Source organism: Mangrovivirga cuniculi, assembly GCF_005166025.1.
GTDB classification, from domain to species: domain Bacteria; phylum Bacteroidota; class Bacteroidia; order Cytophagales; family Cyclobacteriaceae; genus Mangrovivirga; species Mangrovivirga cuniculi.
On the sequence record NZ_CP028923.1, the window covers coordinates 1550191 to 1572213 of the forward strand.

14 protein-coding genes and 1 pseudogene are annotated in these 22023 nt (G+C 37.6%); 14 read left to right on the forward strand and 1 reads right to left on the reverse strand.

The genetic code is table 11. The features are described 5' to 3' along the window. Positions 1-2: 2 nt before the first annotated feature. The 12 genes and pseudogenes from DCC35_RS07035 (at position 3) to DCC35_RS07085 (ending at position 14434) form a co-directional block, all read left to right on the forward strand. Positions 3-440 carry a phage tail protein gene (locus DCC35_RS07035; protein WP_137090114.1) on the forward strand — a complete coding sequence of 146 codons (438 nt, stop codon included), beginning with the start codon at positions 3-5 and terminating at the stop codon, positions 438-440. 8 nt (positions 441-448) lie between these two features. Further along, a pseudogene (locus DCC35_RS07040) lies at positions 449-927 on the forward strand (phage tail protein). Between the two features lies 1 nt (position 928). Beyond that, on the forward strand, positions 929-1087 hold the full coding sequence (locus DCC35_RS20615; protein ID WP_175402751.1) for a DUF5908 family protein: 159 nt from the start codon (positions 929-931) through the stop codon (positions 1085-1087). A gap of 3 nt (positions 1088-1090) precedes the next feature. After that, positions 1091-1768 carry a CIS tube protein gene (locus tag DCC35_RS07045; RefSeq protein ID WP_137090115.1) on the forward strand — a complete coding sequence of 226 codons (678 nt, stop codon included), beginning with the start codon at positions 1091-1093 and terminating at the stop codon, positions 1766-1768. A 6-nt stretch (positions 1769-1774) separates the two neighbouring features. Beyond that, positions 1775-3562, forward strand: a complete 1788-nt coding sequence (vgrG, locus tag DCC35_RS07050) for a type VI secretion system tip protein VgrG (protein WP_137090116.1) — start codon at positions 1775-1777, stop codon at positions 3560-3562. Between the two features lie 5 nt (positions 3563-3567). Continuing rightward, a complete protein-coding gene (locus tag DCC35_RS07055; RefSeq protein WP_137090117.1) occupies positions 3568-3855 on the forward strand; it encodes a PAAR domain-containing protein in 288 nt (95 codons plus the stop codon). 11 nt (positions 3856-3866) lie between these two features. After that, positions 3867-4298 (forward strand): GPW/gp25 family protein, encoded by a 432-nt coding sequence (locus DCC35_RS07060; protein ID WP_137090118.1) that lies wholly within the window; start codon positions 3867-3869, stop codon positions 4296-4298. 19 nt (positions 4299-4317) lie between these two features. After that, the gene (locus DCC35_RS07065) at positions 4318-8037 is read left to right on the forward strand and encodes a baseplate J/gp47 family protein (protein WP_137090119.1); all 3720 of its coding nucleotides are present in this window, start codon (positions 4318-4320) and stop codon (positions 8035-8037) included. A gap of 27 nt (positions 8038-8064) precedes the next feature. Beyond that, positions 8065-8808: an adhesin gene (locus DCC35_RS07070; protein WP_137090120.1), complete on the forward strand. Its 744-nt coding sequence runs from the start codon at positions 8065-8067 to the stop codon at positions 8806-8808. Continuing rightward, positions 8808-9002, forward strand: coding sequence for a hypothetical protein (locus tag DCC35_RS07075; RefSeq protein ID WP_137090121.1), 195 nt, complete (start codon positions 8808-8810; stop codon positions 9000-9002). Before DCC35_RS07070 ends, DCC35_RS07075 begins: the two co-directional genes overlap by 1 nt. A 17-nt stretch (positions 9003-9019) precedes the next feature. Next, complete coding sequence (locus tag DCC35_RS07080) at positions 9020-11827, forward strand: hypothetical protein (RefSeq protein WP_137090122.1); 2808 nt, start codon at positions 9020-9022, stop codon at positions 11825-11827. A 12-nt stretch (positions 11828-11839) separates the two neighbouring features. Next, a complete protein-coding gene (locus DCC35_RS07085) occupies positions 11840-14434 on the forward strand; it encodes a contractile injection system tape measure protein (protein ID WP_137090123.1) in 2595 nt (864 codons plus the stop codon). A 20-nt stretch (positions 14435-14454) separates the two neighbouring features. Here DCC35_RS07085 and DCC35_RS07090 read toward each other — a convergent pair whose 3' ends face one another. Continuing rightward, on the reverse strand, positions 14455-15231 hold the full coding sequence (locus tag DCC35_RS07090; RefSeq protein WP_137090124.1) for a hypothetical protein: 777 nt from the start codon (positions 15229-15231) through the stop codon (positions 14455-14457). Positions 15232-15515: 284 nt separating this feature from the next. Here DCC35_RS07090 and DCC35_RS07095 point away from each other — a divergent pair, with 284 nt between their 5' ends. Both DCC35_RS07095 and DCC35_RS07100 read left to right on the forward strand, forming a co-directional pair. After that, positions 15516-18701, forward strand: coding sequence for an MFS transporter (locus DCC35_RS07095; RefSeq protein WP_137090125.1), 3186 nt, complete (start codon positions 15516-15518; stop codon positions 18699-18701). A gap of 300 nt (positions 18702-19001) precedes the next feature. Beyond that, entirely contained in the window at positions 19002-22010 is a 3009-nt protein-coding gene (locus DCC35_RS07100; protein WP_137090126.1) for an nSTAND1 domain-containing NTPase, read from the forward strand. The last annotated feature ends 13 nt before the right edge of the window (positions 22011-22023 follow it).

A 22023-nucleotide genomic window follows, 5' to 3' on the forward strand; every position in this document is an offset into this window, starting at 1 on the left:
TTATGGCAGAAGAACTATGGCCAGTACCTAAGTTCCACTTTCAGGTAGAGTGGGGCGATGTTGAGGTTGGTTTCCAGGAAGTAACCGGCCTTGAAATGGAAACTCAGTTCATTGAGTACAGATCTGGAAATGATCCGGAGTTAGTAACCCGTAAGATTCCAGGTTTGAAAAAACATGGTACGATTACTCTTAAAAAAGGAGTATTCAGAGATGACCTTACTTTTTATGAGTGGTTTGAAGATGTACAGACAAACAAAGAAAGAAGAGAAGATATTATTATCACTCTTTTAGATGAAGAAGATGAGCCTGTGATGGTTTGGACTGTATCAAATGCCTTTCCTACTAAAATCTCTGGTCCTGACCTTAAGTCAGATGCTAATGAGATCGCAGTGGAAACGCTCGAACTTGCTCATGAAGGTATTGTTCAGTCATTATCATAATATAAAATATGGCAGACATTAATTATCCGATTCCCGGTTTCAGGTTTGCCGTTTTTTTATCGAAGCAAGCCGGAGCTAAGGCCGGTGAATCGAAACAATATGATAATAGCTTCACGGAAGCAAGTGGTATTTCGGTTGAAATGCCTACTGAAGAATTTCAAGAGGGTGGGGAAAACCGGTTTATTCATCGGTTGCCCCAGCCTTTGAAATATCCCAATCTTGTCTTAAAAAGAGGGAAGTGTGCTGCCGGTTCTTCATTTGTAGACTGGTGTAAGCAAACTTTTGAGGTGGGGTTTTCAAGTCCCGTGAAGCCAAAGGATATAACAGTCATGTTACTGGGAGATGATCAGGAACCATTACTCTCCTGGACATTTTTAATGCTTACCCGGTAAAATGGTCTGTAAATGGTTTAAACAGTCAAGGTAATGAATTGGTAGTCGAGACGATTGAGTTGGCCTACCAGAGGTATGAAGAAAGTCTGACCTGATATGCCAGTTGAGATAAAGGAATTAATAGTTAGGATCAATGTAAATGAAGGGCGTAATATCATTAAAAATGATCAATCCCTGAAAATTGATAAGAAGGAAATTGTAGATGATTGCGTCGAAAAGGTAATGCATCTGCTTGAAATGAAAAAAGAGAGATAAAAGATGGAGGCTGAAGTTTCTGCTTTAAAAAAATTAGAAATCATTGCGTATTCTTCTGCAACATACGATGTGAAAGATGAGATCGGAAGAATGTTCGTGTATATGAATCCTAATTCGATTACTAACCAATTGTCAATCAGTTATAATGCTGAACAACCCGGAGATTCTGAAGCATCCGAACAACGTTTTGAAAATATAAATTCTGAAAAGCTACAATTTGAGATTTGGTTTGATGGGACTGGAGCAAATGGAGAGGTGATTAAAGTAGGAGATAAGATCAAAGAGCTTAAAAAGCTACTTTATGATTATATCGGCGAAGCACACGAAACTCCTTTTGTTGGTCTTAAGTGGGGACAATCTCTGGCATTCAAGGGCAGGATGGAAAGTATGAACATTACTCATACTCTTTTTGCGCCAAATGGAGATTCCCTTCGGGCAAAGGTCAACCTTGGATTTGTTAGTGCCCGAACTCTTGAAGAACAGGCCAAACGATTAAATAAAAATTCACCCGATCTGTCACATTTGGTTACGGTTAAAATAGGTGATAATCTTCCTCAACTGTGTAAAAAGATTTATGGAGATACCAAGTACTATCTCCAGGTAGCTCAAATCAATGGGCTAACCAGCTTCAGAGATCTGGAGCCGGGAATGGAACTTAGTTTTCCACCATTAAAGAAATAATTATCCATGAATAATCTGATAGAGAAAAGTGGGCTGGTAACTTATACTGTAATGGTCAACGGAGATGAACTCCCAGGTCAGTACGGTGTGATATTCATTCGGGTAGATAAAGAAATTAATAAGGTATCATCTGCTACAGTCGAATTGACCGACGGTGGAGTGGGTGAAAGTCAGGGCTTTGATTTAAGTAACGATGACCTGTTTAGTGCAGGAAATGAAATCGAAATTAAAGCCGGATACCAAAACGAAGAAGAAACAATATTCAAAGGAGTTATAGTCAGACAAAATCTCCGGATTATGAGATCCGGAAGCTCCCGGTTTGTAATTGATTGTAAGCACAAAGCAGTAAAGCTTACCCTCGCCAGGAAAAATAGAATATTCTTTGAATCAACTGATTCTGATGTAATCAATAAAATTTTTGGTGATTACGAAATGGAGTTTGAAGTGGAGGATTCAGAAACAGAACATCCTGAGCTGGTTCAACATCATTCGACAGATTGGGACTTTGTATTAATGAGGTCTGATATTAACGGGCTATTGGTAAACACTGGTGATGACAAGTTAACAATTAAGAAAATAGATCTTGCTGAAGAAGCAGTGCTGGAAGTAGGTCATGGTTCAGGCTTACTGGCATTTAATGGTGATGTCGATGCAAGAAACCAATTTAATGCAGTGAATGCCTATGCCTGGGATTCATCTAACCTGGAATTAATTGATGCTTCAGGTGAAGCACCGGGTGAAGTAGAAGTGGGTGAGAAAAAATCAGAGGAATTGGCTTCTGTTTTTGGTATTGAAGATGTACCTCTTCAATCACCAGCATTTATGCAGCAATCTATGTTAAAAGCATGGGCCGATGCTAAGATCACCCGTTCAAGGATGGCTAAAGTTCGGGGTAATATGACAGTTTTAGGCAACTATTACGTCAATCCGGGCAATTTTATCGAACTGAAAGGATTGAGTAAGCAATTCAACGGTAAAAATTATATCTCCGGTGTTACTCATATCATCGAAGGAGGAGACTGGACTACAGATTTTCGATTAGGCTTATCCTACGACTGGTATACCGAAGAAAGACCATATATAAATAGTCAGCCAGCATCAGGATTGGCTCCTGCTATTCAGGGACTCCATGCCGGACTGGTAAAACAAATTCATGAAGATCCTGATGGTAATTACCGGGTTCAGGTCACCATACCAACATTGCAACAAGATAACATGCCTTTATGGGCCCGATTATCAAACACCTATGCCACGGCTGACGCAGGGATGTTTTTTTACCCGGAAATAGGTGATGAAGTTTTGATCGGTTTTCTAAATGATGATCCCCAGCATCCTGTGATTCTTGGTACACTGTATGGTAAACAGAAAAAACCTAAGTACACTCCGGAAGAAGAAAATCCGACAAAATCAATTTTCACCAAAGGAGAACTGGAAATAAAATTCAATGATGCCGATAAAATTCTGACTATCTCTACGCCTGGAGGAAATACTTTCACGTTAGATGATGATCAGAAAAAAATCATTTTAGTCAATGAAGAAAATGGGAATACTGTAGAAATGTCTGATGCCGGGATCAGTTTGCTTTCCGATGCAGATATTGTACTTAATGCTAAGGGAAATATCACCATGGAATCGGGTCAGGATACGGTGGTAAAGGCAACCGGAGATTTTAATGGTGAAGGAATCAATGTTAATATGGCGGGTTCAGCAAAATTTGCTGCTGAAGGAGCCCAGGCAGAGTTATCTGCATCGGCTACTGCTGTGATAAAAGGAAGTTTAGTACAGATAAATTAAAATAAATGCTACCAGCAGCTCGAATAGGAGATAATCATGTTTGCCCGATGGTCACGGGAACAGTACCCCATGTGGGTGGACCGGTAGCAGTCGGTGAGCCAACAGTATTAATTGCTGGTGTTCCAGCTGCAAGAGTTGGTGATATGTGTGTTTGTTCCGGTCCACCGGATACGATCGCAGTGGGATCCGGAACAGTGATGATTGGTGGTATGCCGGCAGCAAGAATGGGTGATACTACAGCTCATGGTGGTTCTATAGTAATGGGGGAGCCCACAGTTTTAATTGGAGGTTAGAAGTAAACAAAATGAAAAATAAAAAATCATTTCTTGGTGTAGGATGGAAGTTTCCCCCTTCTTTTGAAAAGAGGTCCGGAAGTGTAGTACTGGTTTCTGAAGATAATGATATCAGGGAAAGCTTACAGATCCTTCTTTCAACCAAGCCGGGAGAACGAATAATGAATCCTGATTATGGATGTGATCTGAAGTTTGTGGCTTTTGAATCCATCAACAACTCTCTGATAGAAACAATAAGGATGAGAGTGGAAATGGCTGTTTTGTATCATGAACCACGAATTAACCTGGACCAGGTAGAAGTAATACCCGATCGCGAAAAAGACGGTCTTGTTCATATCAACCTGGTTTATACGGTGAGAAAGACTAACGTGAGAACTAATATGGTCTACCCTTATTACATAATAGAAGGAACTGATCTGAAATCAAAAGATAAAATTAAATAGGTATTGATAATAGCAGCGAATGGAAGCAGGTAAAATATCAATAAAGGGGAATAGTGGGACAACTCAAAAAAGTCGTTTTTTCAAAGCGCTGAATAACCAGTACGTGAAAATTGACGAACGTTCTTTTGAAGATCTTCTGGTTTACACAAAGGGATTATCAAAACTGATAAAATACTTTAACAACAGAAATGAAGTTGAAGGCGATTGGTCTTATTTTTTCTCTGATGAAACGGTAATTCTTGCGGCAATCATTGATAGTGAACCGGGAAAAATAGAAGATCGCTTTAAGAAAGCTATTTCTAAAGCCCGATTGTTTAAGAAAGAGACAAGAAAAATTAAATATCTTTTAAGAGCATTAAAAGAAGTTTACTCACTGGCATTAAACTTTAATGAGTGGTTTAATGAATTAAAAAATGTTGAGGACTTTACTCAGGGACAGATCAATATTCGAAATGAGATCTACAATGCCATTTCTTCAAAACTGAATAAGTCTTTGGACGATCTTAAATCGATCACCTCATTAAAAGAACTTAAAGCAGAAAAAACCTTTGAATTTGGAGACTTTAGTTCAGTATGGGAATTAAATAAAGACCAAAAATCTGATAAAATCACCTTCAAAGATTCTCCGGAGAAATTACAGGAAGTTTTTCAAAGCTTTTATGAAACGTTATTGTATTTAAAAAGTAAGACTCCTGATTACCTGAGGCAATCTTTGGGAAGTGATATCCACTATCCGGAAATCGCTTTATTTTTATCTTTCCTGAATATTTTTAAACATGCCCAGGATGGGTTAAATGAACTGACTACAAAGCATCTTGATTTTTATTTTACCAGGATCCTTCGTCAGGTTAAGGAAGGTTCAGAGCTTGATAAGATATATCTTCAGTTTAAACTTAATGATGAAGCTGAGTTTGTCAATATTCAGGAAGGAACAAAATTTTTAGCCGAACTCAAATCGGGTAAAAAGGATAAGATTTATATAGCTGATAATAATATATTGGTAAATAAAGCTGAAATCAAACAGCTGAAATCAATCTTTGTTGACCGGAATTATTTAAATGTTAAAGGTAAGGAGAGAATTTTAGTTAATAATGTATTAACAAATGACTTTCCTGAGGAACATTATTCTACAGGCGGATATTCTGAATTAAAGGTGAAAAAGCCCTATGCAGTATTTGGGGAATCCCAGCAGGGAAAAGGACAAAACGAACGAACAATGGATACTGCAAATATTGGTTTTGCGATATCTTCTCCGGTTTTGTTTTTATCTGAAGGAGTGAGAGAGATGCAGATCATTTTGCAGTTTTCTGAGTCATCCTTTGAGCACCTTGAAGAATATTTAAAAGACCTTAGTATCAAATATGAAAACTCAGTTGAAGAAGTGTTTGTTAAGGTCTTTTCTGATGCATTTAATATCAGGCTTACTTCGTCAGAAGGATGGTTAAATGTAAACAGGTATGTTATTACTCAAAATGTAAAAAAGAAAGCGCTAAGGATAAACTTCGATATAGATAAGAGTGCTCCATCCATCGTTGGATATAAAAAAGATATTCATGAGGGCAATCTAAATACTGATCTACCTGTTATCAAATTTGAATTAAATGATCAGACTTTTACCTATCCATTTTCATTGATCAGTTCACTGGTTTTAGAACAGATTCAATTTGATGTAAAAGTTTCTGAGTACAAGAATCTACAGGTTCACAATCAGATAGGGCGCTTAAATCATAATGCCCCGTTTATTCCATTTGGTCCAATGCCCAAGGCCGGATCTTATATGACCATCGGATCTAACGAGGTCTTTCAAAAATCTATTGATAATCTTGAAGTCAATATTGACTGGTTCGACCTTCCGGATCATAAAAGTGGTTTCTCAGAACATTATAAAGAATATAAGTCTGATATCGATAACACCTCATTTGAGTTTGCCCTTTCAGTTCTTGATAATGGTGGCTGGAAACCATTAGAAAAAGATCAACAGCAAAAATTTAAGTTATTTAGAACGAAAGATAAGGGTGCTTTTAAAGCTCCTTCACCTGCAGCTCCATTGCAATCGCATACCGTTATTTCAGGAATTGATATTAGCAAGATAAAGCAGGCTCCTAATTATTCTGCGATTAATAAGGACGTAAATCTTTCCGCAGGAACTCAGCGAGGTTTTATTCGATTAGAATTAGTGAATCCACGAAATGGTTTCGGACATGATGTTTATCCGGCCATTCTCTCTGAAGTAACGATCGAAAATTCCAGAACGGGATTACTGAAGAATAAAGAAAAAAGTAAACAGGATTTACCTGAGAAACCCTATACTCCACAGATCAGTTCATTATCGCTTAATTATGAAGCTTCATCTGCTATTTCATTAATTGATCGATCTAAGCGGGATTCAAAGAAACAGAATGATGCCGGACAGCTCTTTTATCTCCATCCACATGGTGAAAACCTGGTATATCCGGATAATGCAGCACAGTCAACTATTTTGCTACCGGGATTTGGTTACGAAGGAGCTTTATTAATTGGTCTTTCAGGTATCAGAGCACCACAACTACTCAACTTGTTTGTGGAGATGATCGATGAATATACTATTTCATCTGAAATTGATCCGCCGGAGATCGAATGGAGTTACCTCGCAAATGATAAGTGGTATACTCTTGCTCCGTCGAAAATACTTAGAGACGAAACCAACAGGTTCCTTAGAACCGGTATTATTACTATAGAGATTCCGGGGGATATTTCTACCGGTAATTCGACCCTTGATAAAGATCTTTTCTGGATTCGGGCAGCTGCAGTAAAAAATGCTGAAGCGGCTTCCAGTTTGCTGTCTGCAGGAACGCAGGTGATCACTGCCAGTTTATCATCGGATTCAATTCTTGAAGATGATTACCTGGATAATCCGTTACCGGCATTTACTGTAAAAAGATCAGTCAATAATATCGAGGGAATCCAGCGAATTACACAGCCTTTGCCTTCTTTTGGAGGAAAGTCGGAGGAAGATGACAATTCTTTTTATACAGGAGTAGGTGAGAGGCTGAGGCATAAACAACGGGCAATTACAATCTGGGATTACGAACGCCTGGTTTTGGATGAATTCCCTGAAGTTTACCGGGCTACATGCCTGCCAAATATGTCTAGCGAAAAGGTTCACGCTCCCGGAAATATTCTGATGATCGTAACTCCAGGCGCTGATAATGCTGTCAATAAAAGTGAGCCGATGGCAAGTAGTGAATTACTCTATGATATTAAAGATAGGTTGAACCACCTGATCTCTCCATTTATCAAACTTGAAGTTAGAAACCCGCATTATGAGCGGATTAAGATAATTTGTGCTGTTAAGTTTTCCGATGGGTACAACTATGGATATTATATCCAGAAGCTTAATGAGCAGATAAATAGATATTTGACAGGTACTCTGCAATCACAAAACAGGAACGTAGAACTAGGCGGTACTGTTCACAGTTCAGATATTTTGAGCTTTTTAAGAACACTGCCATATGTCGAATTTATAACTCGCTTTTCGATGATTCAGGTGGCTCGTGATTATCACGGAAATCACCAATTGATTGATACTGCACGAGTTAATTCAGAAAAATCATCGCTGACAGCCACAAAGCCGTGGTCTGTACTTGTTCCTGCTCCGGAACATCAATTGTCTGTGTTGATCAACAAATCTGAAGAAGTTTCCAGACAGGCTGGTATCGATTACCTTGAACTGGGACACGATTTTATTATTGAAGATTAAAGAATTTAACTTTTTGATTATACGAATATGCCATTACAAAACAGAGAGACACTTCGGGGATTTTTCAGAAAAGGTAATTTGCCTACTGAAAACAACTTTAATGATCTGATCGACTCAGTAATAAACAGGGTTGACGATGGTATTTCTAAAACTACCGACGAAGGACTGATGCTTTCACCGATCGGTACTTCTGAGAAGCTGGTCAGTTTTTACAAGAGTATCGAAGATAAAAGTCCTGCCTGGAGTTTTAATGTGAACAGGGGTAATTCAAACCTGAATATCAATAATCGCCTTGGAGATAGTATCATGACTCTTCAACACGATGGCAAAGTCGGAATCAATAATGAAAATCCGGAGGAAGAACTTGATGTTGATGGTACTGTAGGAATGAAATCCAGAAAAGGAAAGCTCCATACCGGAAAAATTCCTGCAGATGGTAAATGGCATCCTGTAGTTTCAGAACTCAATGGTTGCCATGCTTTTGAAGTAGTGGCAGGGGCAGGAAAGAAAAAGACCGGTAAATACGCCCTGATCCACGCCCTGGCATTATCAACGTTCGGTAAGTCAAAAAGTAAGATCCGAATTACCCAGGCATATTATGGCGTAAGGTGTAACATGATCAGGTTGAGATGGACCGGAACAACTTACAATTACCAGCTTGAAATGCGAACAAGATGTGATTACGGCGGCGATTTCTATGTTAATTATCACATTGCAGGAATGTGGGATGACACTTTTATGGATGATAGTTTAGGACTAAAAGATGAGTAATGGAAAATAATAAGAAGGAATTAATATTGAAAGTGACAGTTGAAGAAGGAAATATGATTTTTAAAGGTCTTGGTAAACTACCTTTCGAAGAAGTATACGAGCTGATCGGTAAATTGAATGAACAGGCTAACCATCAATTAGCTGACAATTCTAATATTAATAATTCGTCATTTGATCATTTGAACAATAATTAACAGGGGAACTTTTTTCAATGATTCAACCAACATTTATAGAGAAGAAGCATAAAAAGGGAAAGCAATTTGATTATGACTCTTTAAGGGCTGAGGGGATAAAGTTAATTCAGCAATTGGCAGGTGAATACTGGACTGACTTCAATTCTCATGATCCGGGTGTCACCATTCTGGAACAGTTGTGTTTTGCAATTACAGAGCTCGCTTACCGAACGGATTTTAATATTGAGGATCTGTTATTTCGGGAAGGAGAAAATGAACATTCCTTTTTCAGGCCTGACCAGGTTTTACCTTGTAATGCATTGACTATTAATGATTACAGGAGGTTGCTTTTTGACTCCGTTTTTGAAATAAAAAATGTTTGGTTACAACCGATTGATAGAAATAAGAACTCACTGAATGGCCTTTACAGTATTCTTCTTGATATCGATGAAAACATCACTTCAAAATCTGCCAGATCTAATGTGCTGGATAAGGCAAGAAAAGTTTTTCTTAACAATAGAAATCTTTGTGAAGATATCGAAGAGATCCACATTCTTGAACATCTGCCGGTGGTACTTCATGCTGAAATAGAGCTCAGCGGGACAGTAAGTGCAGAAAAAGTAATGGGCGAATTACTGTACAGAGTGGATGAATACCTTTGTCCCCAGATGAAATTCTATTCTTTACAGGAACTGATCGAAGAAGGATATACGCTGAATGATATATTTGAGGGACCTCTTCTGAAACACGGATTCATTAAAACGGATGAATTACCTCCTAAGACAGATAAGATAATGATTTCTGAATTGATGAAGGTCATTATGCAGGTTGAAGGAGTGAGCAGTGTTAAAAATTTATTTGTTGAAGCCGATGGTCAATTTCATTATAACCAGGTTGATATTCCTTTTGGAATGCTGCCAAGGCTGGAAACAAATCTCGAAGCATTCGAGGAGGAGCTTCCAATCGAACTGACTAAAGGAAGGGTAAGTTATACCCATATCGAAACACAAAAAGTCGCACGATATTTAAACGAACTCCGTTCAGCAAATAAGCGTGTTTACCGCCTTAGTGAGGAAACAATCGAGGTACCGGAAGGAAAAAAGGTTGATACCAGTTCTTATTTTTCAATTCAAAATCATTTTCCGCAGGTTTATGGATTGGGAATTGACGGTATTTCTTCTTCAGCCACACCGGAGAGAAAGGCACAAGTTCTGCAATTAAAAGGGTATTTGATGCTTTTTGAGCAAATTTTGGTGAACTACCTGGCTCAATTATCAGGAGTAGGAGAATTACTTTCTTTTAAAAACACTGAAAAGCGCACCTATTTCTATAAAACACTTGATGAAGTCCCTTATGCAGAAAAGCTTTACAGAACTGCCAATGAAGGAATTGATCCGATAAGCTTTAGACAACAGGTTATTCCGTCTAATTATATGGAGGGATTAAAAAGTCTTACTGAAGTTACAGATGATTATGTTGATCGTAGAGGAAGATTTCTGGACTATTTACTGGCACTTCATGGAGAGTCATTTCCCGAAGTTGGCACGCAATCTTTCAAGTACTATTTCCCTGAGGAAACAGATGATTTCTTGTTAAAAAATAAAACAAGACTCCTGGAGTTTATTCCTTTTATCAATAAAAACAGAAACAGAGGTGTTGATTATCAACAGGAATTCAGCAATGAAGGGAATGTTGCCGGTTTAGAAGTTAAGCTAAGTGTATTGCTGGGATTAAATTTCTATTCGATCAATGATAGTAAAATATCAGATAATATTTCCCTGATTGATCATTTTAAAGAGCAAAAATTAGCGATTACAGAAAAAGTCAAAAAACCAGGAAAACCTAAAGGGGCAATTGATAAAAAATACTTCGAGGAAAATTTCGATTATATCGATCTTGAGGAACTGGGAGAAAATGAAGTTGATGAAAAGATATTTAACTCATTAAGCATTTTTTCTGAAGGAAAAATTGATGAAGAATTTTTGAAAGAGGGCCTTATTTTGGAAAATTACCAGGTTGGGCCTGATAATCATAAGGAAGGAAGATTTATTGCTGCATTTTCTACTCCCGGTAGTTCATCACCGATTGCACTAGGGTCTTTCGAAAGTGAAGAAGAAGCTTCAAGTGTTGTTGTTGGTTTGATCGAACTGATCAAGGAACTAAATCTAAAATGCGAAGGAATTCACCTTCTTGAACATATCTTGCTCAGACCGGATGTGAACGACCGCAAATTTGGTATTTATATTCTCGATGAAAATGGGAACAGACTACTGAGAAGTAAGCAATGTTTTACTTTCTCAGAAAGACTTGCAATGGTTAAAAAATTAAAACCATTTATAACCGGCGAAGAGTATTATTCGGTAGAAACAACCAGTACGAAAGATTTTGAAATACAATTTAATGTATCTGATCAGAACATAAGTTTTGTCAGCGTTAATCCGGATATTTCCGTAGAACATACTCATGAGCTGAAGGAAAAACTTTATCGTTTTATGTCTGATGAAGATGATATCGTTCCATTTGAGGAGAAAATTGACTTCTTTATTCAGAATGATGAAAACGGACCGTTGATCCCAGAGGATTTTTTTGAATACAGGATATCCATGATCTTTCCAGCCTGGACAGCACGATTTAACGATCCGGAATTCAGATCTGTAGTAGAGGAGACAGTAAGGACAAATCAGCCAGCTAATATCGATACCAGGATATTTTGGTTTAGTATTAGTCAAATGAAGAAATTCGAAAAACTATATAAAAAGTGGATCGATGGTCTTAAGGAAGATGATAAACAAGTGTTGGACGAATATTCAAAAGAGCTGATCCTGATTTTATTAGGAGAAAAGTAAAGTATATTTTTTATGGAAGATGGACATGTGCTGAGGACTAGTGTATTTGAAATATCTTCAGATACATCTGAAAATTCCCATGATATACATAATTCACTGAATGACATCATTCAGGAAGACTTAAATCGATTACTTGAAGAGATATTTGATGAATTCTGTCCACCTGGACATAGAATTAGTATAAAAAAACTTGAGCTCGATCTGGGAGATATAAATCAATATAATTTTGAATCCGAATTTAAATCTAAACTCAAAGATGCTCTAAGATTACATCTCAGAAGGCTAATTGATGAGCATAAGTTTTCAGAAAATATCACGATCGATCAAAATTATGAAGAAAGCCTGATTCCTGATCTCCTGGAAAATTATTTAGATACCGGAAACCTGCCTTGGTTTTCCAGTTCCTTTCTAAGTAATGGAGAATCATTTTTTATGTTAATTAAAGAATTAGTCATTAATGATGTTGACTCAATAAGGAAAATTGTAAATAAAAAATTAAATAATGAGGCTGCAAGTCATCGATTATATAGAATTTTCCCTGGTTTTAATGAATGGATAGAGTTTTCATTCTCCATTTCAAATAATCATAAAGCAGGGATTTATAAAAAATCATGGATTGATTTTGTCGAATTTATCCAAAATATACTACCACTGATTAATAAGGAATTGCTTAACCGCTTATCAGGGTTTGTTGTTATTTCTTTAGAATCATCTATACCTGATGAAAAAGTTTTATGGCAGATTATCGAACAATTACTTTCACAAATTCATAAGGAAAGGCCGGACCTTTTTTCATCCACTAGTGATTTAGCACAGCAAATTATCAGATTAAAAACAGTAAAAAGGAAAAAATTTTTCGATTACGAAGTGCAGATCATATCTATCCTCGATGATGTAGCCAAAAGGGGATCGGGATCTTCAAAGGGAGAGTTAATAGTTTCAGGTAGCGTTTATTCTTTCGAAAAACTTAAAGAAATATCAAAAAGTATTTCTTTGAAGAATGAATTTATAAGAAAAATTAGTCTCATAGAACTCAAAAGGTTTATTGATAAAGAGGATTCGTCTTTGAGTATTGAATTAGGGGGTTTGTTTAACTTAATCTCTGAGGTCAATGTTCCTCATCTAGATCACGAAAAATTAGTCTTCTTTTTAAAAGAGTCGATAGTAATTGCCCTCTTTACAAAGATTAATTCCGGATCAAATATTAGCATTCAGAAAATTATCAATGATTTTCTGGAGCTCCTTGCTAAAAAAGACCAGCCCCTCAGAAAGTATATTTTATTTGAGCTTTTAGAGAAGGTAGAAAAGAAGGCAGGAACAGGAATTTTATATGGGGAATTAATAAATATTAAAAATGAGATCCTCAAAGAAGAGAGTTTTCTCTCAGGTGATAATGATCTCAAATCAGTAATAAGGAAGTTTTTTTTACTCGGTGTATTGAATGAGTCTGACAAAATTGGAAACCTTCCTCCAGTTTCAAGTAAGGCAGATGTAGAAAATCTCATTATTCAGTTGTTCCGGGAATATATAATGGATCTCGCTGAGGTATTTCGATCTTTCAATAAACAGGAAACTATTATAGCATTTCAACGGATTGAAGTTTACCTGGAAGATGAATATAAGAAAGAGGTAATGCTACGAATGGCCAAGACCCTTCCTCCTAAGGTGGTATTTATTGCAAGGGCACTATTGTCTGTGCCAGAAGCAAGTTATTCTACAAAAGAAAAAGAAGTATTTTTCGATAAACTAAAAAAACAGCCTGATGTCATCAGGATTATGCTGAAAGCATGGACGAGGGCAGGTGAAAAACCCGCTGTTATAACTCTCAATTTCAAAGAGTTTATCAAGTTTTTTGCTGAATATCAACCTGAAGAGGCTAAAGAATATTTCACTACAATTACGGTATCAGATTATAATTTTATTGCGAATCAACTTTCTGATAATGAATTGAAAAATATTATCACTCAATTGAACTTACCTCTGAGTAAGTTTTTTGGTCAGGTCTCTGAAAATTCTGATTTGATAGAGAAAACTGGTAAAAAGGATGACGAATTAAAAGATAGGGCTGAGGTGCCTTTGCACGAAGAAGAAGGTCTTCAAACAGATCCAATATTTATAAAAAATGCCGGTCTTGTATTGCTTTCACCATATTTAACCAGGTTTTTTGACCTGACAGGACTATTAAAAAACAAAAAGGAATTTAAAGGTGATTTCACGCGAGAAAAGGCCTGCCATTTAATGCATTTTTTAGCTACCGGATTAGACGACGGAAAGGAGTATATGATGACCTTAAATAAGCTGATTGCTGGAATTCCATTTTCTTATCCACTGAAAGAGAAAATTATTCTGACGGACGAAGAGAAGGAAACCTCAGAAGGCTTATTAAATGGTGTAATCAATAACTGGACTGCTCTGAAAAAGTCATCTCCTGATAACCTCAGGGGTTCCTTTTTATTAAGAGATGGAAAGCTCATCGAAAATGATAAATTCTGGGACCTTCGTGTAGAGGAAAAAGGGTTCGATGTGCTGATCGATAAAATCCCGTGGTCATTTAAGGTTATAAGGTTTCCGTGGATGAATAAACCAATTCATGTTACCTGGAGATAATTATCTGCCGTTTCCAATTATTAAATAATTTCTAATTGCCTTATCGTAATTTTTAACGCTGGTATTGATTGTGGATTGGTCATCACTGGTATCCCCCAGTTCCAGTAATTTACTTCTACGTGGCTGTTTCGTTTTGAAAGTCTGTTTATAATGATATAATGATTACCAAATCTACGCTGTAAAATATTCTGATTTGGCTCTCCGGTTTTTAGCTGGTCGATATCAAATAACCCAATTACTGAGCACCCGTCACCAATAGCCTTATTAATACCTTCGATGTCATGACCGTATTGAAGTGTTTTATCACTGAGATTAGCAAAATTGGTTGCAATATCGATCAGATCATTGGGATAAGAAAACCCCTGAAGTCCAGTATCCGACTCCGGATCATAATCAAAAACCAGGTTATAAGTATGCCGTAAAGAAGATAATACCACATAGTCCGATGGTGAAAGACCATCTGATGGATCATCATCCAGAAGATCTTCGTTTACTTCAATTGGAAAATGAAATGAATTATAGCTATGCGCTTTTCCATGTTCATATAATGAAATAGCCATTCTGACATAACTTTCGGGATCTTTTTCGGCGATTATTTTACAAATTGATGCTGGTCCACATAAATTAGTTTTCGCCTGGTTTATTCTGTCAGGGTCTTTTAACGTGTCAGTCAGGCTATGTATAAAGGTGTTTTTATCAATTGATTTCCATGGGCTTTGCATTCTTAAATCGGTATAAATGCACAGTAAAGACAACGCATGTTGATAACTGCTGGAAAGATCTAAGTTTCCGTTCATGGTTGATTGGGTTTTAATATTGATATTTAAGTAATATAATATTTTTAAGTTAAAATATAACTTTTTTACGTAAAGTCTTTTTGAGGTCCGAAACTTAGATTTCACCTGTTGAAAAATATTTATATGCTAATAAACGAAGCTTTGGATGGCACTTTAGGAAAGAAACTTGAAAAGGAAAAAACTATTATATTTTGCCTGATTTTTTCGGTTTTTATTAGGAAAAATAAAGATAATATTCTTTTATTGCCTTTTAATCTTTCAACCGATTAACGACTAAAGCAACTATGTCAATTTTTTCTAATTCCGGTCGGATTATTTCCGCCTGGGTTTTTGGTTGCTTCATTGGACTGGGGGTTGTTTCCCATAATATTTTAGCTGTTATACAGTTTTTGTCCGAGGATGAAGTAGAATCATTACCAGAACTATTTTTTTACGGTTCAGTTATTTCTCTGGCTTTATATTATTGTTATAATTATGCTAAGCTCAGGATTTCTTACTGGGGATATGCTTCCATCCTGATGTTGCTTAATTTAGTTTATTACCTGGTTCTGCTTTTTGATCCTTTTAATATTGATCAGGATCAGATTGGATCGGTAATGATCACAGCAGTTATACCTCTTACAGGACTTTATGCAGCAACGTTTTTTAGTTTTACGGAATCACTTTTTAATATTACAGATCTTAAGAAAGTCCGTCCAATTATTTATTCAGGATTGATTCTGCCGGTTTCAGCATACTTGTTTTCCATGCCATGGATAATCGAACTTGTAGAGCTGACATGGCAAATTCAGCTTATTATCTCTGGAGTTTCGATATTTTTAGCGCTCCTTAGCTTATTTGTAATTGCTGTTGACAGGAAAGAATTAAATGAATTACACTATAGTGCTCAATTTGTTAATTATTATAACTCTACAAAAAGGCTTGTAGGGAATGCATATTTTTTGAGATTGAGCTTGTTTATCGGACTGTGTACAATGATATTCATTTTCATTGAATATGCATTTGTTGATGTGCTTAATACACGGTTTGATTCCTCTACTGAATTACTGGCATTTCTTAGTGTTTTAACTGCTTCAATATTAATTGCCAGCTGGTTTATTGATTTCCTGGCAGCGAGGATTACGATTCGCACATATGGCTTAAGAACCGGGTTGCTGGTATTACCGGTGGTAGTATTAATTACCTGTGGATTAGCATTTGGTGCTGGAAGATTATTTGGCGTAACCGATGAATCAAAGACCTTTTTTATGTTCTTTGTTTTGATGATCGCACTAAAAACCGGATCAGAAGCTATCAGAAAAGGCTTCGAGTATACTGTTTTTATGAATTATTTTCTACCCGTTAAAGCGGATCTGAGATTTGATTCCAGATTTAAAGCAGAATATATTATTGGCGCTTTATTTTCACTTATCGCATCTGGCATTCTCTTAATTTTAAAAGACCAGGGAATACTAAATCAAAATTCAGTACTTATCGGAGGGTTGATCCTTGTGGTATTATGGATTGTTTCCGGTTTTCTTCTCCATTCTAAATACAAAAAAGTGCTGAAAAGCAGCCTCGATTCTGAGCAAAAACTGATCAAGTACGATAAGGCATTTTCAGTTAGTCTTTTGGAAAGATTAAAAACGGGTTTACTGGAGAGATCTACAGGTGAGTTACCACTACATCTTAACCTGATAAGAATTTTAGAGCCTATTGAATATCGAAATGTTCTGATTGACCTGCTTAATATCGATGATGATGAGGTAAGGGAAATTGTTCTTCAGCAATGCGATGAAATGTGTCTGCTTGAGTCGATCCCATTGCTGGATAATATAATGGAATCTAAATATTTCCCGGTAATGAAAACCGCTCCTTTGATCAAGTCAACCTATGGAAAACTAAGAGGAGCAGAATTCAGGTTGGAGAAGCTAAAGTATATCGAACAACTGACCTTGTCGAAGCTGGTAAATGAACGTGTATATGGAGCCATGCTAACAGCTTATGCAGAAGATACCATGAAAGGTAATTTGCTAAACAAACTTTTCAGGGATCCGCATTCTGCCGTAAGGTATCATGCTGTTGCATCTTCTGCTCACTCAGATGATAAGGATCTTAATAATAACCTTATCGAAAAACTGGGAGATGGAGAATATGGCAATGCCGCCACTGCTGCACTGGCCGCTACTGGTGAACGGGTTTTTACCATGCTCGAAACAGCATTTTACCTAACAGGTCAGGATCAAAAAACACAGTTACGTATCGTACAGATCTATGGTCGTGTAGGTAGCCGGGAAGCTGTTTCATTATTGCTTAAAAAGTTAAACTATCCGAATCAGAACATTATTGCAGCGGCACTCGAAGCGTTGAGCCGTTGCGGTTATAATGTTGACGAGAGTAATTCTCTGCAAATCCGCTCAGAGCTACAGGATGTGTGCGGTTCCATGGTATGGAATATGTCTGTAGTCAACGATCTCCGTAAAGCCGAAAGTAGCAACCTGCTTATCAATGCGATGGAAAACGAGATCGCTTATAATCTCGAAACCATTTTCAGGTTGCTGGCGTTGATCTACGATCCGAAATCTGTTGAGCTGGTTAAAAGGAACATTAATAGTGATAACACGGAAGAAAAAGAATATGCTACTGATCTTCTTCAGGTATTCCTCAATGAGGAATTAAAACCGGCTTTGCTGCCAATTTTAGGTGTAGCCAGCTATGAAGAAAAGGTCGAGCAGCTAAAGCACATTTATCCCACAGAGCCACTATCCAAATCTGAAGCTTTGTTAAATCTGGTACAGCGTGACTATAAATGGATAAACCGGTGGACAAAGGCTTGTGCGCTAAGAGAATTGGCCAATGATAAAAAAACTGATCCGGATATTTTTGCTGCTAACCTGGTAAACCCGGATCCATTATTGAGAGAAACATCAGCTAATGCCCTGGCTAGTCATTATGAAGGAGCACTGGATGAATTTTATGAGAGGTATGGGAATTTATCCCGCTATAAGGAAGTAGCAGAGACTATTAAAGCTTTTCAAAACAAAGATCAGGTAAAAGAAAAGAACAATACAAGGATAGAGATTATTGAGTTTTTAAATACTATTCCTGTTTTTGAACAGATCAGCGGTTTGGTACTTGCCGAAATTGCTAAACTGGTCAATATTCAGGTATTGGAGGCAGGCGAGCTGATCGAAACGTCAGACTCAATCAATTTTATCGATTATATCATAGTGACTGAAGGGGAACTGAATTTAAAGATCGGTAATGAAGAGGTGATGTATACCGAAAGGCAGATTATCAGTTGCCTGCAGTTTATGAATAAAAATGATCAGAAGGTTACGCTCAGAGCCGGGAGCGATTGTGTTATTTTTAGAATAAACCAGGCAGCTCTGAATGAACTGATGTCTTTTTATGATGAAATACCTGAATCATTAAGTAATAATGTATTAAATAAAAAGTCTGAAAATACTAAACAGGAAATTCTGGTTTAAAATAAATTTTAAAAGAATAATAATTTAACCGGAACTGAATTCGATCAATACTTTTATTCTTAATTTGAATAAAATTTGATTTATATATTACAATTTTAATATAATTGCATTAATAAAAAATCAACCGAATCATTAAATACAGGATTTATCACCGACATTCAACCAAATACCTTTCGGGTACCCTTGTCGGCACGGTCTGATTTTATTTTTATCAGTGCTTACGTAGGATAAGCCTTCGGCTAAACGCGTAGTCTGCATTTTTAATCTTTCACCAAAACAGGTGAAACAAATGTTAATGGTATGTCAGAATTAGTTGTTCACCATGAATTAACAGGTACAGGAGAATTAAAGAACCCTTTTCCGGGGCTTCGTCCGTTTTCTGTTGAAGAACGCGATCTTTATTTTGGTCGTGAAAATCAGGTCGGAGAAGTAATCCAGAAGCTAACAGATAATAAAGCTGTTACGGTTGTTGGTGCTTCCGGTGTAGGTAAATCATCTTTCATGTATTGCGGAGTTTTACCTGCAGTATTTTCTTCTATGGCTTCGGTGGAGACTGGTAACTGGAAAAGTATCAATGTCACTCCGGGAGATTCACCTGTTAAAATTCTTGCCCGTAAATTAGAAGAATCATTTGAAGCACTTGAATATGAAGCTACTCTTGAATCATTAAATGAAGGGATCGATGGACTGACAAATATCCTCGAGGATCTTCATGTGGTCGAAAAAACTAATTTTTTATTTCTGATAGATCAGTTTGAAGAAATATTCAGGTTTCAAACCACTGAGGAGTATGATAAACATGATGCTCAGCATTATATCGATCTGATTCTGCATGCACATCAAAGCCAGAAAGTACCATTTTATGTTTTAATAAATATCCGGGCTGATTTTGTTGGTGATTGCGCACAGTTTCCGGGTCTGACCAAACTTATCAATGACAGCCAGTTTTTGATTCCCCAGATGACGAGGGATGAAAAGAGAAAGGCGATCGTTGGGCCAATAGAGGCTTTTGATGCAGACATTGATCCGGTTCTTGTTGATGAAATCCTGGACGATATTGGTTCGAGCGCTGATCAACTGCCGATTATGCAGCATGCTTTGATGCGGACATGGAATTACTGGATGCGAAATAAGATCGGTAATGAACCCATAACTCACGCCCATTACGAAGCAATCGGAGGGATGGAAAATGCTCTTTCTGAGCATGCCCGTGAAGCGTATCTCGAGCTGACCGATGATGAAAAGAAAATATGTGAGAAGATATTTAAAGCGATAACTGAAAAAGGAGATGACGGACGAGGTGTACGACGGCCTGCAAAGCTCAATGAAGTTGTAGCTATTGTAAATGCTCCGGAATCTAAGGTTATTAAGGTAATTGATGCTTTCAGGAAGCCGGGACGTACTCTTTTAATGCCTGCTTACGATACTGAACTTGCAGATGATAGCGTGATCGATATCAGTCATGAAAGTATCATGAGAATCTGGGTTGAGTTACACTTATGGGTGGAGGAAGAGGCAGAATCGGTAAAGCTTTATTTGCGACTGGCTGAAGCTGCAGAGATGCACCAGGAAGGAAAGGCAGGATTATGGAGGCCACCGGATCTCCAGATCGCATTAAACTGGCAAACAGAACAAAACCCTTCTCCCGCATGGGGATTGAGATATCATAAAGCCTATGAACGTACCATGTTATTTCTGGAATACAGCCAGAAAGAATTTGAGCGCGAGCAGCGGATCAGGGAAAAGATGCAAAAACGTCGCTTGATCCTGGCTCGAATTGTCGCTCTGGTGCTTGGGTTAGGTATCGTCGTAGCCTTGTTATTCTTATTATATGCTGAGCATCAGCGCAGGGAAGCTGATATTCAGCGTGCCGAAGCGGCAAAACAAAAAGAAGTTGCGGAAGAACAGGCGCAGAAGGCACAAATCAATGAGAAAAAAGCCCTTGAAGAATCTCAGAGGGCCGAAGAACAAAGACTGATAGCAGAACAGGAAACAGAAAGAGCATTAAAAAATGAGCGGATAGCTCAGACGCAAATGGTTATTGCCGACAGGGAGCGTCGAAGAGCAATCGAGCAAACCCTTGTAGCAGATAGCGCCCGAAAGGTAGCAATGACAGAAGAGCAAAAAGCATACAGGCTGAGAATGCTTTCGATTGCTAAGTCAATGGCAATTAAATCCGTACAGCTAACCGATAGTGCTAAGAAATCATTAGTCGCCAGACAGGCATATAACTTTTACCACGAATATGGCGGGAAGAAACACGATCCGGATATTTATGATGGAATGTACTATGCTCTGAAGGCAATGGAGGAACCTAGTTATAATAGTCTTCTGGCTCATACACAAAACGTTCGTTCAATTGTGACCAGTAAGGATTCAAGATACGTGTATTCTGCGGGTAGTGATGGCCGAATTATTAGATGGAATGCGAAAGATCCTCAAAAAGGTCATGATATTATTGCTCATTATCCTGGCCGGATTAATCGTACACTCGCTTTAAGTAAAGACGAGCGGTACCTCGCTTGTGCAGGAGATTTTAATTATATCGAAATCTATGATTTGCAGGATGTGAAGTCTAAACCAGTAAAGGTAAAAACCAATACGAGGGAAATTTGGTACCTGACTTTCACTCCCGGAAAAAGAGGTTTGATTGCATCGGGTTCTGATAAAAGAGTTATTTACTGGGATAATGAAAAAGTAACAGATCTTTTAAGTAGTGATTCTAAGATCAATGATATCACACTGAGTCCGGACGGATCTAAATTGATCGTTGCCAAGAACAATGGTGAAGTCACAGAGGTAGACAGATCGAATGGCAATACTTCAAAAGTGATCTACCGCGACCGGAAAAACATTCCGGTTATTACCAGTGCATTTAGCCATAGCGGTAGATACCTGGTGCTTGGTGGTGAAAAAGGCGAAGTAACCATTTTGAACGTTATAAATGGCTCAATAGTTGCGAAGTTATCCGGACACCAGGCGAGAGTAAATAATATAACTTTCAGTCATGATGACAAGAGACTGGCTACGGGTAGTTTCGATAAAACGGTAAGGTTGTGGAATATGGATAACTTATTTGATCCGCCAATCGTACTTCGCGACCATGAAGACTGGGTGTGGTCAATACAGTTCACTCCTGATAATAATTACCTGCTAGCCGGTTGCCGCGATCACTTAATCAGGCTTTGGCCTACACAGACCAAGCTCATGGCCAGGAAGCTTTGCGAGAAACTGAAAAGAGACATGACAGAACAGGAATGGGAATCTTATGTAGGAGAAGACATTCCGTATGAAGAAACTTGTAAATAAATAACAACCAAAA